Origin of the sequence: Bacillus sp. 3255, from assembly GCF_031456485.1 — a bacterium.
Taxonomy (GTDB): Bacteria; Bacillota; Bacilli; order Paenibacillales; family NBRC-103111; genus Paenibacillus_E.
On sequence record NZ_JAVDUS010000002.1, the window covers coordinates 218,793 to 231,303 of the forward strand.

Genomic DNA, 12,511 nt, shown 5'->3' on the forward strand with positions numbered 1-12,511 from the left:
CTCACTCGTCTTCCACTAACAACCGATAAGCCCTTCGACATATCGAACGAAGGGCTTATCTGGTTATCCGGAAACCACGCGCAACCCGCCCGCTTCCGTCCAATGCACATAAGTCGTGCCGCCTTGCACGCCCACCTCCAGAATGTCCCGCTCAAGCGCGAGTCTCACAGGCGAAGCTCCCGCCCGGTACGCGTGCACAAACCGGGCGCCCTGTCCTCGCACGCGGTGCAGAAGCCCGGTCAACCGCACGCTCGGATCCGTGGAAAGCCCCGGCCTCTGTACGGCCAGAAGCTCTTGCCCCGGCATGACCCAAGCCGTATGCCACACGGTTGAGCCGCCCGGGAGCCGATACTCAATCGGCACAGCCTGGCCCGCCTCCGGCGCGAGGCTCCCCGTCACGGGCAGGTCGAGCGTCGACTCGCCGAACGGGACGGCGATCGGCGGCCGGCTAACTCCGCCTGCAGCCCCCACTTCCTGCAGCCTCCCGGAGAGAGGCGGCACGACCGGATGCAGCCACCAGTCGGTCAAGGACTCGACGCTGCCCTCCGCCTGCACAACCTCGAACCAATCCAGCATCCAATCGGCGGTCAGAAGCAAATGGCGGTCCAACCGGCAGCCCGCATAAGGATAAGCGGCATCCGATTGGAGCCATACATACGTGCTGCTCTGGCCGTCGCCGCACATAAACTGAACGCAGCGCCCCGTATGCTCCGCCTGCGACTGCCCGTTCAGCGAGACGGTGACGAAACCGCCTGGCGCCTCAATAAGAGCCACTAGCCCCTCACGTGCTCCCTGAGCCGCATACACACAGGCGAGGGACGCATTGAGCCAAGCGGTATAATTGTTCTCCGGATTCCCCCGCTCATGAATGAGAATATGCCGGTAAGCGGACATGCTCTCCTCCAGCTGATTGCGCAGCTCGTTCATCATCAGCGCCAGTACAATCGAAATCGGGAAGGCGAATACCAAGGTATACACGCCGATCGCCATCGTATTCTTGAGAATGCGCCAGAAATCCGCGTACTCGATCATTCGCCGGAAATTGGCGAGACCGACCCAGTCGCTTTTCCAAATCCCCGTGAAATGCTGTAATCCTGGAACGCCATCACCGAGTTTAGCGCCGGCTTAGCCTCGGAATAGTTCATATGCTTCATCACCCTATCTTCGTTGTTATGCTTGCAGTGTACGCAGCGGAAAAGAGGGATACCGTGACTTAAGGGCGCTTATCTTTTTTTAATATAGGCCGTTGAAAACAAAAAAAATGCCGCCTTGGTGTAGGCAGCATGGATAAGGCAATATCTTAAATTCATAAATCATTATTTCACGAAATTTCCGCCAAACTGTTTCACAACTTCTTGTACTTCCCCTAATTTTTCCGGTTTCAGCAAGCTGATCATCTTCGGGATAAACTGCTGAACATCCTCTAGCGAGAACGTGCCTTCAGCTTGTTTCTTGAAATTAATCGTAAGAATTTCTCTCGCTTCTTCCTCTTTACCTTCTTGCACTCTTTCCAAAATAAAATTCAAAAATTTGTCTTGACTTTGCTTGTCCATATTCGTTGCCTCCTGAAGCCATTTTACGAAACCTTTTGGTTTCGCATTTATTATAACACCTATAAGTTTACTGTCAAACAGTCTCTCCGTTGGAACTCCGAACTATTCCAATCTCAATGTCCCATCATATGCCATCAAGTCTTGAAACACCCTTGTGTGATGTCTTGCAAATAGTTCATTTGAAGCCTCAGGCAAACAATCGACCGGAAAGAACGCAGCGTCTACGCTCTCCTCGGTCTCCCGTTCAATTGTCCCCAACCACTCATCCACTCGAAACAGATATTCGATGACTTGATGCTCATTCCCCCAGCGGTCTGTATAGGTTTGTGTCTGGGGTGAAGAATAAATGGCAATTAAAGTCGCCCTTCGCACGTCAAGTCCTGTCTCTTCTTTAACTTCACGCTGCATCGCTTCGAATACGGATTCATCCAGCTCCATGCTGCCTGCAGGCATGCCCCACTTTCTATCGCCAGTTCGCTTAATGAACAGAGCATGCCCTTTATCGTCAAGAATAATTGCTCGTACGGCGTTCACGATCACCTTCTGCGTGCCGATGACTCTACGAAGTTTGCCCAAATAGGAATCCTGCCAACCACCGCTCATGCATACCACCTCATGTACTCAACCTAATCCATCCGCTCGCCAAGCCATGCCTTGAACAAGTCATAGTCTTCCTCCACCTGATGCGCATAAGAATGGGCCCAGCCAGCGATATGGTCGCAAAACGCATCCGTATCCGTTCCGATCGCGCGATGAATTTCATCCTCGCTATGATAGGCGATCAGCCCGTGCTCCACATCCGCATCCGCCCGCGCATGAAGCTTCGCCGTGATCTTCCCCATACACTCCAACACCGGCATTAGCTCCTCCAGTCGCGTTATCTTGTCCGCCTTCAGCCGCTTCTTGTATGGAGAGCGTTCCCGCACGTAGAAATCGCGGCCGCCGATCGTCAAATAACCTAGAAAAGGGTCTGCCTCATGATGCATCGCTTGCTGCGTAGTCATAACCCGTTTGCCTTGATGGCTGAAATGTGTCCAGAACGACTCTGAATACGGCATGAAATATGCCGGTACCGGTGCTCGAACTTCCTTCACCTCGAGGATTCTATCGTCAAGCGCATGCTCGCCGCCTTCCCCTTCAATGAGCACATAATAGCGGTCCAAACCGATAGATGCCGTACCCGAACCGTGCTTAACCGCAACGTCCTTGATTGCGTAGTACCCGTCAGGACGTTTCGTGCTTTCCGCAAGCGATGCCACATAATGCGGCCAGCTTTCCTCCAGCTTCCTGCGCTCTTCTGCCGTAGGCGGAACGATCTCATCCGATTTCGCAAACCTTCTTGCCGTGCGCGTAAGCGTAGTAACGCCCTCCAGGAACTGAGAAGCTACCCGCTTCTCCGTCTTTTTCAACAGCTTGCGGAGGAGTCCTGCCGTCCTGTCCTTATCGAAGACAAGCGTACGCGGATCATCCTTCCGTTTCGCAAACCTGCGAATCTGATTCACATAGGCTTCCAAGTACGTGGTGATCGCATGGGCTTGTCCTTCTTCTTCGATCTGCTTGGTTCGGCATACCAACGCAATGCTGACCGACATCCGAAGCAGGTCATACAAGTAAGAGCCCAGATAGCCTTCATCAAAGTCGTTCACATCATAGACGATCCGGCCTTCTTCGCTGCGGAACGCCCCGAAATTCTCGAAATGCAAATCCCCCTGAACCCATGTCGGCCTCTCTGGCGAGCTGTGATAAGGGAACCATTCCCGGCTGACGTCAAAATAAAACAAATAGGCGCTCCCCCGGTAGAATGAAAACGGACTCCCCGCCATCTTCGCGTATTTTTGCAGTCGCTTCGCTTCGGACAGCCCCATGATCTGCCCGTCGAACTCGTCGAGCACACGGCTAAGCAGCTCTTTGCGCAGCCGCTTGTGCGTAATTCGGACGCGTTCGGTTAGCAGCTCCGCCTTCATGCGCAACACCACCTTACTTCTAATAAAATTGGTTATTTATTCATCGTAGCCTGCGCGCCGACAACATGTCAACGCGGCTGTCGTCCATGCCTGCGGCCGCAGGCAAAGGCAGCACCATTCCAATTTTTTCACATGGATCTGTGTAAAATCCTGCAAAATGCACATATTAATAACAAAAACATGCAGGGAGATCTCCAATGACGCCAGAGCAACAGCATGTATTCGAGGAGTTACTTACAAAAGAGAAATCCATCTCAACTTCATGGGTCGATTATTGGCATCAGTTTTCGAACGCCCAGACGTGGCAATTCTGGTTCAACCTAGCTCTACTCCTCCTGCCGCTGGTCGTTCTATGGTTCGCTCTCGACCGTAAGAAAGCATTGCAAATAGGCTTTTATGGGTTCAGTATCCACATGATGGCGACCTATATTCATATGTTTGGCGAAAGAAATTATATATGGGCCTTTCCATACAAAATTGTGCCATACCTGCCGACAAGCATTACGCTGGACGCATCCTTTAATCCGATTGTACTTATGCTGGTATATCAGTGGACCCTGAATCACAAAAAAAATTATTACCTATACAGCGCGATCATGTGCGCTCTCTTCTCGTTCGTCTTCAAACCGCTCCTATCCGTGTTCGACTTGTTTCATCTGTACGGCAGGATGAATTATTTCTACCTGTTCCTGCTTTATTTCCTGGTGACCATACTCGCCAAACTGATTACCGACCTGTTCGTTTCTTTCCAGAAAAACTCGCACCATGCATAGGCACCTATACAAAACAGGGCTATCTGCGCCAGATCATCATGATCTGGCGCAGATAGCCCTTATTATGATCTTGGACCTATGTTGCGTGCCCGTCTGTATATTCCACCAGCTCCAGAGGAAGCCCGTCCGGATCCGCAAAGAACGTATACCGGTCGCCGGTTACCGGATCGATGCGCACGGGCTCGACCGATATTCCTTTGCTCTCCAAGTCTCTCACGCTATCGTCCATATTCGCTACCACGAACGCCAAATGCCGCAATCCCCGCGCCTCAGGCCGGTTCACCCTTAACGGCGGATTCGGGAACGAAAACAATTCAATCTGCTGCTCCGACTCGCCTATCCGCAAATCCAGCTTATACGAATCCCGCTCCGCCCGGTACGTCTCGGCAATCACCGTCATGCCCAGCAGGTCGACATAGAAATGCTTGGAACGCTCGTAATCCGAGCTAATAATGGCTACATGATGAATACGTGCAATGTTCATTCGTTCGTCCTCCCGACTTCGGCAAAAAACCGCATTCCGGGACTCCCCCTCCTGCGGTTCGTTTTACTTATTTTAACCGTCTGCTCTCATCGTTTCAACGATTTTCTGCAGAATGTCCTCAGCTTGCGCATAGTCAACCTGGCAAGTGCCTGCCGCATGGTGGCCTCCGCCGCCGTACTGGAGCATTAACGTTCCGATGTTCGTGTTCGACGAACGGTTCACGATGCTGTGGCCGCAGGCGAATACACAATTTTGTTTGTTACGCCCGTCCACGATCCAGATGGAAACATTTTGCTCCGGATATAACGCATACACCATGAAACGGTTACCCGGGTATATCGTCTCGACGCCGCGAAGGTCGGTAATGACTACATTCCCCTCTGTCCGCGTATAGGTATGCAGCATGTCCCGGTACAACGCATCCAGCTCATAGTACCTGGTTACACGCTCTTTCACATCCGGAAGCTCCATGATTTGATCGACAGTCATGACAGCACAGTGATCCACCAGATCTTCCATCAACTGATAGTTGCTGATCCGGTAGTCGCGGTACCGGCCAAGCCCTGTCCGGGCATCCATAATAAAGGAGAGCAGATCCCAACCTGATGGGTTCAAAATATCGTCTTTGCTGAACTGCGCAGCGTCCGCTTTGTCCACGCCCTGCATAATGTCATCAATATCGCCGAATGTTTCCTTGCCGCCGTAATAATCATAGACAACGCGCGCCGCACTCGGTGCAATGCGGGTTTCCCCTTTGAACGCCACCTTCTCGCCCATCCGCTCCAGCTCGCTGGAGTGATGATCGAACCATAATCCGCAGCCCGGAACGTACGGCACATTCGCCAAAATATCATTCTCCGTTACTTCGATGAGACCGTCCTGCATATCTTTGGGATGAACGAATTTCATTTCATCGACCATTTTCATTTTTTTGAAAAGCATCGCACAGACTAAGCCGTCAAAATCAGAACGTGTGATTAATCTCATCCCATGAATCCCCCTAATGGATAGTGCTTAAGCACTATTCAACCTTATAGAATCCCATTATATCAGCACCTGCCGATGGGTGACAATGATTTTGTCGGATATACGATACAGACGCAAAAAAAAGAACGGCCCGCCCTAAAGAGGCTGTGCCGTTCTCAATTTGAACGTTAATATTTGATAAAGTCTTGTCATGAAGGCTTCGATTTGCGGCATCGCCGGCATTTTCACCGACAGCTTAACTTCGCCTTTCCAATAGAAAATCAAGATGCTGCTGCTTCTTCCATGAAACATTTCAACATCCCAGCAAGCTTCTTTCAGAGAATATTCTTCACGATTAATTAATAGCTTGGGCCCATCTGAGGATGGTACCAAACGGGCAACATGGTTGCCGCAAAGCGATGTTACTTTCTGCTCTTCCTGCAATTCGAACTGCATGCTGCTTGATCCTCCTTTGTAAGATTTGTTGTACGATTCGTTATCACAGCGAAAAACCCCACCTTGGTGAACCGATCGCAGGGGGGTCTAAGTTGAGTACCCAATCGTTCGGCAACTGGCTGGCAACGAGTCCGTTTCGGAACAAGGAAGCCCCTTTAGCTTTGCGTCACTGACTTTCGCCAGCTTTGCCATTTCGAGATGTAATGTGAAGTCTTTTGACATGAAAATGAACTACACTCTCAAGGATAAGGGAAGTTGTTTCGAAAACGTATAGTTCAAAAGAACTAATTTTGCAATTTTATTCATAAAATTTCTTTTTTCGACGTATTTTTTAGGTGCATTTGTAGATTTGTGGCACCTTTCCAGTAAAACAACGATCCAGCCATGATCACAACCGCCATAACCAGATACAAGGTACTGCCGCCATAAGCGACAAGCAGGAAACCGCCCACCCAAGGACCCATGAAATGACCGATATTCGTTAGGGTTTGAGCCCCAAAATAAGTGCCGCGCATATGCTCGGGAGCTAGTTTATCGATCAGCATGTTAGCCGCCGGATAATTCAATATTTCCCCAAGTGTAAAAATCGCCATAGATCCAATCATCCAACCCAGGTTATGCGAGAAGGCGAACCCGATATCCCCGAGAGCGAACATCAGATTACCGGCAACGATCGTCGCAAGGGGCGTATACTTGTCCGAAATCCGCGTGAGCGGAATTTGCAGCGCAATGACAACAATCGCATTCACACTCATGAGGATTGCAAACATATTGACGCCTTCGGCGAAGTTTTGCTCCAAATACTGAGAAAGTGTGACCATCACCTGCGAATAACCGATGGCGCCGATAATGCCGCCGAGGATATAGAAGCGAAACGTAATATCCTTGTGTACGACCCGCAAGGCAGAGACGAATGTCACCGGCTGCTTCTTCTCGCCTTCAATTTGTTTAATCCCGAATACGATAAGCAGAACATAGAGCGTGACCGCATAGATGAAGTAGACAATGCCAGTGAGCAGAAAAGGCAGCGCCCCATCCATCGTTGCAAAAAATGCCCCCAATAGCGGCCCTACGGCAACGCCCACATTGATTGCCATATATCTCATTGAGAACACGCGCAGCCTTTTGGCCGGCTCCGTCAAGTCCGCCATCAACGCCTGCGACACCGGCTCATAGAACGAGCGGCATAAGCCGTTCAACATATTAAGCAGCATGAACAGAATCGGCAGTTTCACGAGACTGAACCCGACGAATACGACCGCCCATCCGAAAAGTGCCGCTAACATAATGATGCGTCTGCCGAACCGGTCGGATAAATTGCCCCCGATGAAGCCCCCTACGGTCCCAGCTAACGAACCCATGCCGATGACGATACCGATCATAACCGCACTCATCGATGTATGCTTGGCCAAATAAATCGCCAGAAAAGGCAAGCTCATGGAAGATGCCGCTCTGGCCATGACCGTTCCAAGTATTAACGTATGTACAATCGGATGATACGAACCAAGAAAACCGCGCAATCGATTCATCAGGATGGACTCCTCTAGCTATTAATTTACCTACGGTCAAGACATCAAAAACCCATTATACACGAAAAACGGCGTTCCGTGTTCTTTTTTGTCTAAGATTGTCCGTCAGGAAAACCCTGATTCAAGTATGAAGAATCTATACAAGAAAGCTCGGCTCCTCTAAGAGAGCCAAGCCTCTACCGAGAGTCCCGCCCATAGTGGGAATTTCTCCTGTTACATGCAGCCTGGCGAATCCTCGAATGCTGAATAACAGGAATTCCTCCCGTTATTCAGCCCGTACTCGCAGCCTTTACGCGAAATGGGGATGAATGAACGGGAGGAATTCCCTTTATTCGTACAACTGGGCTAAATTCCTCGCGAATAACGGGAGAAATTCCAGTTACGACCTGCGGCTGACCAAGAAAAGCTCGGCTCCCTCAACGAGAGAGCCCCGCCCCGCCGCAGTTTAAGAAAAACCGTCAGGGAATATCGCCCTGACGGTCCGATCTTATGCTTCTTCTCAAAATGTTCTTTAATCATCCGTACGGCCTCGTCCATGAACTCTTTCAACATTTTTCTATCCAGCAAAAAAGATTCCACAGCCCTTCATCGATTGTAAATACCGCATGTCGATGATTCACCTGGAATACATCCTTTGTTAGTAATCGGCTCCATTCTTCCGTTTCGGGGATCTCCGCAGCCACGAAATTTCTGTACTTCTTTCACTGCGTTAGGTCGAATAATGCCGTTATAGGTGCCTCTACACAGGCGGCTTGACATACTGATCCTATTGCGTTGTTCAAGCTCAATCGCTAGAAGGAATAGATAGCCATGGGCGCTCGCCCCTCCAGTTAACCTCGACTTCCGTCTCGAAAAAGGCGGATAAGCCTGCGCTCGTCAACACATCGCGCGACAACCCTCTGGCGAACACCTCGCCGCGCCGAATTAACAGCGACCGGCTGAACACAGGCAAAATCTCTTCGATATGGTGCGTGACGAACAGCAGTGTCGGCGCATCCGGCCCTTGAGCCAATTCATCGATGCTGGCCAACAAGGCTTCCCGGGACAGGAAATCGAGCCCGTTCGTCGCTTCATCCAGGATCAGCAGCTTCGGCGAAGCCATGAGCGCCCTGGCAATAAGCAGCTTCTGCTTCTCCCCTTGCGAGCAGGACTGATACGTCCTGTCATAGAGATGGAGACAGGAAAGTCGCTGCATCCAATGTCTCGCCTGCTCGACATCCGCCTCGCTCGGCTTCTCGTACAGACCGATGGACGCGTGCTTGCCGCTAATGACGACATGCTGTGTCCGGTCGGAAGCATACAGCTTTTCCTGCAGGGAGGAGGATACCCAGCCGATCCTTTTGCGCAAATCTCTCAGATCCACGCTCCCGAAAGGATGGCCAAGAACGGAAATTTGCCCTTGGGTAGGCCACATATAGCCGTTGATCATGTTCAGAATAGTCGTTTTTCCCGATCCGTTAAGACCCAGTACAGCCCAATGCTCGCCTTTGTTTACGTGCCAGTCGATTCCTTGCAGGATCGTTTTATCGTCACGCTGCCACCAAACATTGCTCATTTCTATTATCGATGTCATTGGGTACTCTCCTTTATGCGTTGACAGCGGCAGGTGCCGCCTCAGGCTGCTGTACGTTCAGCTTCTTATCCGACGGCAGCAGCGCCGCCAGCAATCCGATCAGCGGCAGGAAGGCGCAGAGCTTGATGACGTAGGAGATGCTCGTCGCATCAGCCAGGTTACCCAGCACAGCGGAGCCAATCCCTCCTAAACCGAAAGCAAGGCCGAAGAATAAGCCCGAGACCGTCCCCACTTTGCCGGGCAGCAGCTCCTGCGCGTAGACGACAATGACGGAGAAGCCGGATAGCAAAATAAATCCGATACATGCGCACAGCACGCCAGCCCAGAACAGATTGGCATACGGCAACAGCAGCGAGAACGGGGCAGTGCCCAAGATGGAGAACCAAATCATGTTTCTTCTGCCGAACTTATCCGCCAGCGGTCCTCCCATGAATGTACCGACCGCTCCGGCGGCAAGCAGGGTGAAGATGAACAGTTGGGCTTTCTCTACGGAAAGCTGATGCTGCTCGATCAAATAAAAGGCATAGAAGCCTGTCATGCTTGCGACATAGACGAATTTGGAAAATAACAGCAGGATCAGGATCGTTATGGCGTAAGCTACCGTCTTGCGGGGCAGCGGCTGCTTGGCGGCTGCCGCCTTGCCGGTTGAGCGGGAACGGTTTTTGCCCGCGTTGCCGTACCATTTGGCTACGAAAAATTGAACGACAATCGCCGCTGCAGCGACGAACGAGAACCAAATGATGCCGAATTGGCCGAAAGGTACGAAAATCAAGGCCGTGAAGACAGGAGCCAGCGCCTGCCCAATGTTGCCGCCCGTCTGGAAAATCGACTGCGCGAGCCCTCTGCGGGGCCCTGCCGCCAAGTAGGCGACACGGGAAGCTTCCGGGTGCAGAACAGAGGAGCCTATCCCAACAAGAATGACGGCGCCCAGCACTTGAATGAACGAAGAAGCGACGGCGAGCAGAATGACGCCAAGGAGCGAGAAAAATACGCCTGCAGGCAGCAACAGCGGCTTCGGCCTCGCATCGGTGTATAAGCCGATTAGCGGCTGGAACAAGGAGGCTGTCACATTCAGTGTAAACGCGATCCATCCGATCTGCGAGAAGCTCAGCTGCAGGGAGCTATGCAGAATCGGGAAGACAGCCGGAATGACGGATTGAATCGCATCATTCAACAAATGGACCAGAGAGATGGAAAATAAAATGGCATAAACGGTTTGATTGCTAGCTGATTCTGATTTCGATACTGACATTGCAAACAGCCCCTTTCATCATATCATCTGATGTTTAATAACAGAGGAGAGATCAAGCTACTCCTGATTGATATATTTCTCCAGCTGGGACACGGTTTCATCGAGGTTTTTCATCGTCCAGTACTCTGCTCCCGCGACGTCTTTATCCTTGATCGCCAAGTACATATTCTCATGGTAGAGATGATGGGGATCATGAATGGTTTCGACGCTGACCAATTTCTGCGAAGCTTCCAGAAGCGCCGACGTGAAAGACCGGTACAAGTCGACGACGACGGAGTTTTTGCTCGCTACGGCAATGGACAGATGGAATTTGACATCGAAATTCAAATAGGTGTTCATGTCGCCTTTCTCCAGCGCCTCTAAGCGCTGATCGAGCGCACTGCGCATTTGCTCGAGATCGTGCTCATCGCGCCGCTCGGCGGCAAGCCGGGAAATCTCCAGCTCCAGCATTCTTCGAACCTCGTAGACTTCGAGAATCTCCGCTCTGCGCAGCCTGTGATCCAGCGGCTCCTGCATGCCGGATTGAGCCTTGAGGAACGTGCCGAAGCCCTGCTTCTTCTCCAGCAGTCCGGCGTGCACAAGCACCCTGACCGCTTCGCGGATCGTCGAGCGGCCGACGGCGAATTGCTGCATGAGCTCCGGCTCCGTAGGAATTTTATCGCCCGGCTTAATCTCTCCTTCCGAGATTTTCTTTTGCAGCTGATTCACCACATCGTCAACGAGCTTGGGACGATTCAGCGGTTGAAAGGACATTTTGGAATTCATCAGATCATCTCCTGTTTGGAAAGAGTATAGCATAGGCCCTCTTCCATTTTCCATCTATTTTTTATCATGCCCCGCATGAAGAAAAACACTTCCCCCGTTCGCTTAGGAAAGTGCTGATGGACAATGATTCAGCTGGACCCGCAACCGGATCCGCAGCTGGATCCCGAAGAACAGGATGACCCTGAAGAACACGAGCTTCCGCTGCCAGAGTCGCCTGAGTCGCCTGATTGGCCGGAATCGCCGGAATCACCGGAATCACCGGAATCACCGGAATCATCGGAGTCGGAGCCTCCGAAGCCCCCGCAGCCTGAAGATGAGCAGCCGCTCTGCTTATCTCTCGGATCGACCGGAGCGTTCTCCGGGTAATGGTCGTTCATCTCGCTGGCATAGCTCTCCGGGTTATGGATGGAGAAGAACATCATCGCACCTGCCAAATAAACCATGGAGGCCGGATTGATAAGCGGGTCGTTCCACCCTGTATCCTCCATCTTGCGGCTTGCCGCCGCCTGCCTGGCCTCCTGAACCGCCTGCCGAATCAATAGGTCGATCGTTTCCGCAACCTCCGGATACCGCCGTGCCTGTTCCATATTGAACAGCTGCTCGGCAATGATATCCGGCTGGCCTGCGCGCAGCAGCTCCGTGAGCTGCGCATCCAGCGGATTGCGGAAGAAGCCGTTCCAGCAGCGTTTGCTGCTCGGCGCGAACTCGAATAAATGCGCGTATACCCAATCGAACCAAGCCCGTTCTCCCGGTATCATTCTCGGCTCGCGCTCCGGAGAGTGATGGATGACGCCCCCTGCGAATTGTTCCCCGAACCGCTGGTATTCTCTGGTGAACATCAACATCTCGTGCCAGATATCATCGATTTCGCTGCTGAACATCGGAGTCGATTTCAGGATGAGCGTCATCAGGAAATAGCGCTTCAGCTCGAACCATTTGCAAGCGAACTCATCGTCGGTCATGCGCGGATGCTCGGAACGGACCCGGTATTCGATTCTTTCCGCATAATCGGCCGGAATCGAACGGTTCAGCTTGGCGACTATTCCCTCTAGTGGAATACCTTGAAGAAGCCCGGCACCTTGAGGCAGATCAGCGGCCCGGTAGACCGGTTTGCTTGCCGCTTGCCGGCTCCGCTTTGGCTTTTTCGTTGATTTGCCGAATAAAAAACGAAACATAGGCATCCCTCCTTTTATCCA

General features: G+C 51.8%; 13 protein-coding genes, 1 pseudogene and 1 riboswitch. Of the genes and pseudogenes, 1 reads left to right on the forward strand and 13 read right to left on the reverse strand.

Going from position 1 to position 12,511, the window contains the following annotated elements:
• Nucleotides 1–63 precede the first annotated feature (63 nt).
• The 4 genes from J2X61_RS03545 to J2X61_RS03560 all read right to left on the reverse strand — a co-directional run bounded on the left by J2X61_RS03545 (nucleotide 64) and on the right by J2X61_RS03560 (nucleotide 3,517).
• Nucleotides 64–1,032, reverse strand: a complete 969-nt coding sequence (locus tag J2X61_RS03545; protein WP_310185966.1) for a hypothetical protein — start codon at nucleotides 1,030–1,032, stop codon at nucleotides 64–66.
• Between the two features lie 284 nt (nucleotides 1,033–1,316).
• Nucleotides 1,317–1,553: a hypothetical protein gene (locus J2X61_RS03550; protein WP_274466000.1), complete on the reverse strand. Its 237-nt coding sequence runs from the start codon at nucleotides 1,551–1,553 to the stop codon at nucleotides 1,317–1,319.
• Between the two features lie 102 nt (nucleotides 1,554–1,655).
• The gene (locus tag J2X61_RS03555; protein ID WP_274466001.1) at nucleotides 1,656–2,156 is read right to left on the reverse strand and encodes an NUDIX domain-containing protein; all 501 of its coding nucleotides are present in this window, start codon (nucleotides 2,154–2,156) and stop codon (nucleotides 1,656–1,658) included.
• A gap of 23 nt (nucleotides 2,157–2,179) precedes the next feature.
• On the reverse strand, nucleotides 2,180–3,517 hold the full coding sequence (locus J2X61_RS03560; RefSeq protein WP_310185969.1) for a DUF2252 domain-containing protein: 1,338 nt from the start codon (nucleotides 3,515–3,517) through the stop codon (nucleotides 2,180–2,182).
• Between the two features lie 197 nt (nucleotides 3,518–3,714).
• Here J2X61_RS03560 and J2X61_RS03565 point away from each other — a divergent pair, with 197 nt between their 5' ends.
• Nucleotides 3,715–4,290 (forward strand): CBO0543 family protein, encoded by a 576-nt coding sequence (locus J2X61_RS03565; protein ID WP_274466003.1) that lies wholly within the window; start codon nucleotides 3,715–3,717, stop codon nucleotides 4,288–4,290.
• A 76-nt stretch (nucleotides 4,291–4,366) separates the two neighbouring features.
• Here J2X61_RS03565 and gloA2 read toward each other — a convergent pair whose 3' ends face one another.
• From gloA2 to J2X61_RS03605, 9 genes and pseudogenes are all read right to left on the reverse strand, one after another.
• Complete coding sequence (gloA2, locus tag J2X61_RS03570; protein ID WP_310185972.1) at nucleotides 4,367–4,774, reverse strand: SMU1112c/YaeR family gloxylase I-like metalloprotein; 408 nt, start codon at nucleotides 4,772–4,774, stop codon at nucleotides 4,367–4,369.
• A gap of 72 nt (nucleotides 4,775–4,846) precedes the next feature.
• Nucleotides 4,847–5,761 carry an exopolyphosphatase gene (locus J2X61_RS03575; protein ID WP_274466005.1) on the reverse strand — a complete coding sequence of 305 codons (915 nt, stop codon included), beginning with the start codon at nucleotides 5,759–5,761 and terminating at the stop codon, nucleotides 4,847–4,849.
• A gap of 135 nt (nucleotides 5,762–5,896) precedes the next feature.
• Nucleotides 5,897–6,196, reverse strand: coding sequence for a hypothetical protein (locus J2X61_RS03580; protein ID WP_274466006.1), 300 nt, complete (start codon nucleotides 6,194–6,196; stop codon nucleotides 5,897–5,899).
• Between the two features lie 107 nt (nucleotides 6,197–6,303).
• A riboswitch (cyclic di-GMP riboswitch) is annotated at nucleotides 6,304–6,396 on the reverse strand.
• Nucleotides 6,397–6,498: 102 nt separating this feature from the next.
• Nucleotides 6,499–7,725, reverse strand: a complete 1,227-nt coding sequence (locus J2X61_RS03585) for an MDR family MFS transporter (RefSeq protein ID WP_274466007.1) — start codon at nucleotides 7,723–7,725, stop codon at nucleotides 6,499–6,501.
• A gap of 477 nt (nucleotides 7,726–8,202) precedes the next feature.
• Nucleotides 8,203–8,484, reverse strand: a pseudogene (locus J2X61_RS36565) (IS91 family transposase); the annotation flags it as partial.
• A 25-nt stretch (nucleotides 8,485–8,509) separates the two neighbouring features.
• A complete protein-coding gene (locus J2X61_RS03590; protein ID WP_274466008.1) occupies nucleotides 8,510–9,298 on the reverse strand; it encodes an ABC transporter ATP-binding protein in 789 nt (262 codons plus the stop codon).
• Nucleotides 9,299–9,311: 13 nt separating this feature from the next.
• Nucleotides 9,312–10,550, reverse strand: a complete 1,239-nt coding sequence (locus tag J2X61_RS03595; protein WP_310185975.1) for an MFS transporter — start codon at nucleotides 10,548–10,550, stop codon at nucleotides 9,312–9,314.
• Nucleotides 10,551–10,607: 57 nt separating this feature from the next.
• Nucleotides 10,608–11,315, reverse strand: a complete 708-nt coding sequence (locus J2X61_RS03600; RefSeq protein ID WP_310185977.1) for a FadR/GntR family transcriptional regulator — start codon at nucleotides 11,313–11,315, stop codon at nucleotides 10,608–10,610.
• A 128-nt stretch (nucleotides 11,316–11,443) separates the two neighbouring features.
• Nucleotides 11,444–12,490, reverse strand: coding sequence for a glycine-rich domain-containing protein (locus J2X61_RS03605; RefSeq protein ID WP_310185978.1), 1,047 nt, complete (start codon nucleotides 12,488–12,490; stop codon nucleotides 11,444–11,446).
• Between the last annotated feature and the right edge of the window lie 21 nt (nucleotides 12,491–12,511).

Coding starts and splice junctions, on each gene's coding strand:
- J2X61_RS03545 (WP_310185966.1), bottom strand. CDS start 1,032: ATGATCGAGTACGCGGATTTCTGGCGCATTCTCAAGAATACGATGGCG.
- J2X61_RS03550 (WP_274466000.1), bottom strand. CDS start 1,553: ATGGACAAGCAAAGTCAAGACAAATTTTTGAATTTTATTTTGGAAAGA.
- J2X61_RS03555 (WP_274466001.1), bottom strand. CDS start 2,156: ATGAGCGGTGGTTGGCAGGATTCCTATTTGGGCAAACTTCGTAGAGTC.
- J2X61_RS03560 (WP_310185969.1), bottom strand. CDS start 3,517: ATGAAGGCGGAGCTGCTAACCGAACGCGTCCGAATTACGCACAAGCGG.
- J2X61_RS03565 (WP_274466003.1), top strand. CDS start 3,715: ATGACGCCAGAGCAACAGCATGTATTCGAGGAGTTACTTACAAAAGAG.
- gloA2 (WP_310185972.1), bottom strand. CDS start 4,774: ATGAACATTGCACGTATTCATCATGTAGCCATTATTAGCTCGGATTAC.
- J2X61_RS03575 (WP_274466005.1), bottom strand. CDS start 5,761: ATGAGATTAATCACACGTTCTGATTTTGACGGCTTAGTCTGTGCGATG.
- J2X61_RS03580 (WP_274466006.1), bottom strand. CDS start 6,196: ATGCAGTTCGAATTGCAGGAAGAGCAGAAAGTAACATCGCTTTGCGGC.
- J2X61_RS03585 (WP_274466007.1), bottom strand. CDS start 7,725: ATGAATCGATTGCGCGGTTTTCTTGGTTCGTATCATCCGATTGTACAT.
- J2X61_RS03590 (WP_274466008.1), bottom strand. CDS start 9,298: ATGACATCGATAATAGAAATGAGCAATGTTTGGTGGCAGCGTGACGAT.
- J2X61_RS03595 (WP_310185975.1), bottom strand. CDS start 10,550: ATGTCAGTATCGAAATCAGAATCAGCTAGCAATCAAACCGTTTATGCC.
- J2X61_RS03600 (WP_310185977.1), bottom strand. CDS start 11,315: ATGAATTCCAAAATGTCCTTTCAACCGCTGAATCGTCCCAAGCTCGTT.
- J2X61_RS03605 (WP_310185978.1), bottom strand. CDS start 12,490: ATGTTTCGTTTTTTATTCGGCAAATCAACGAAAAAGCCAAAGCGGAGC.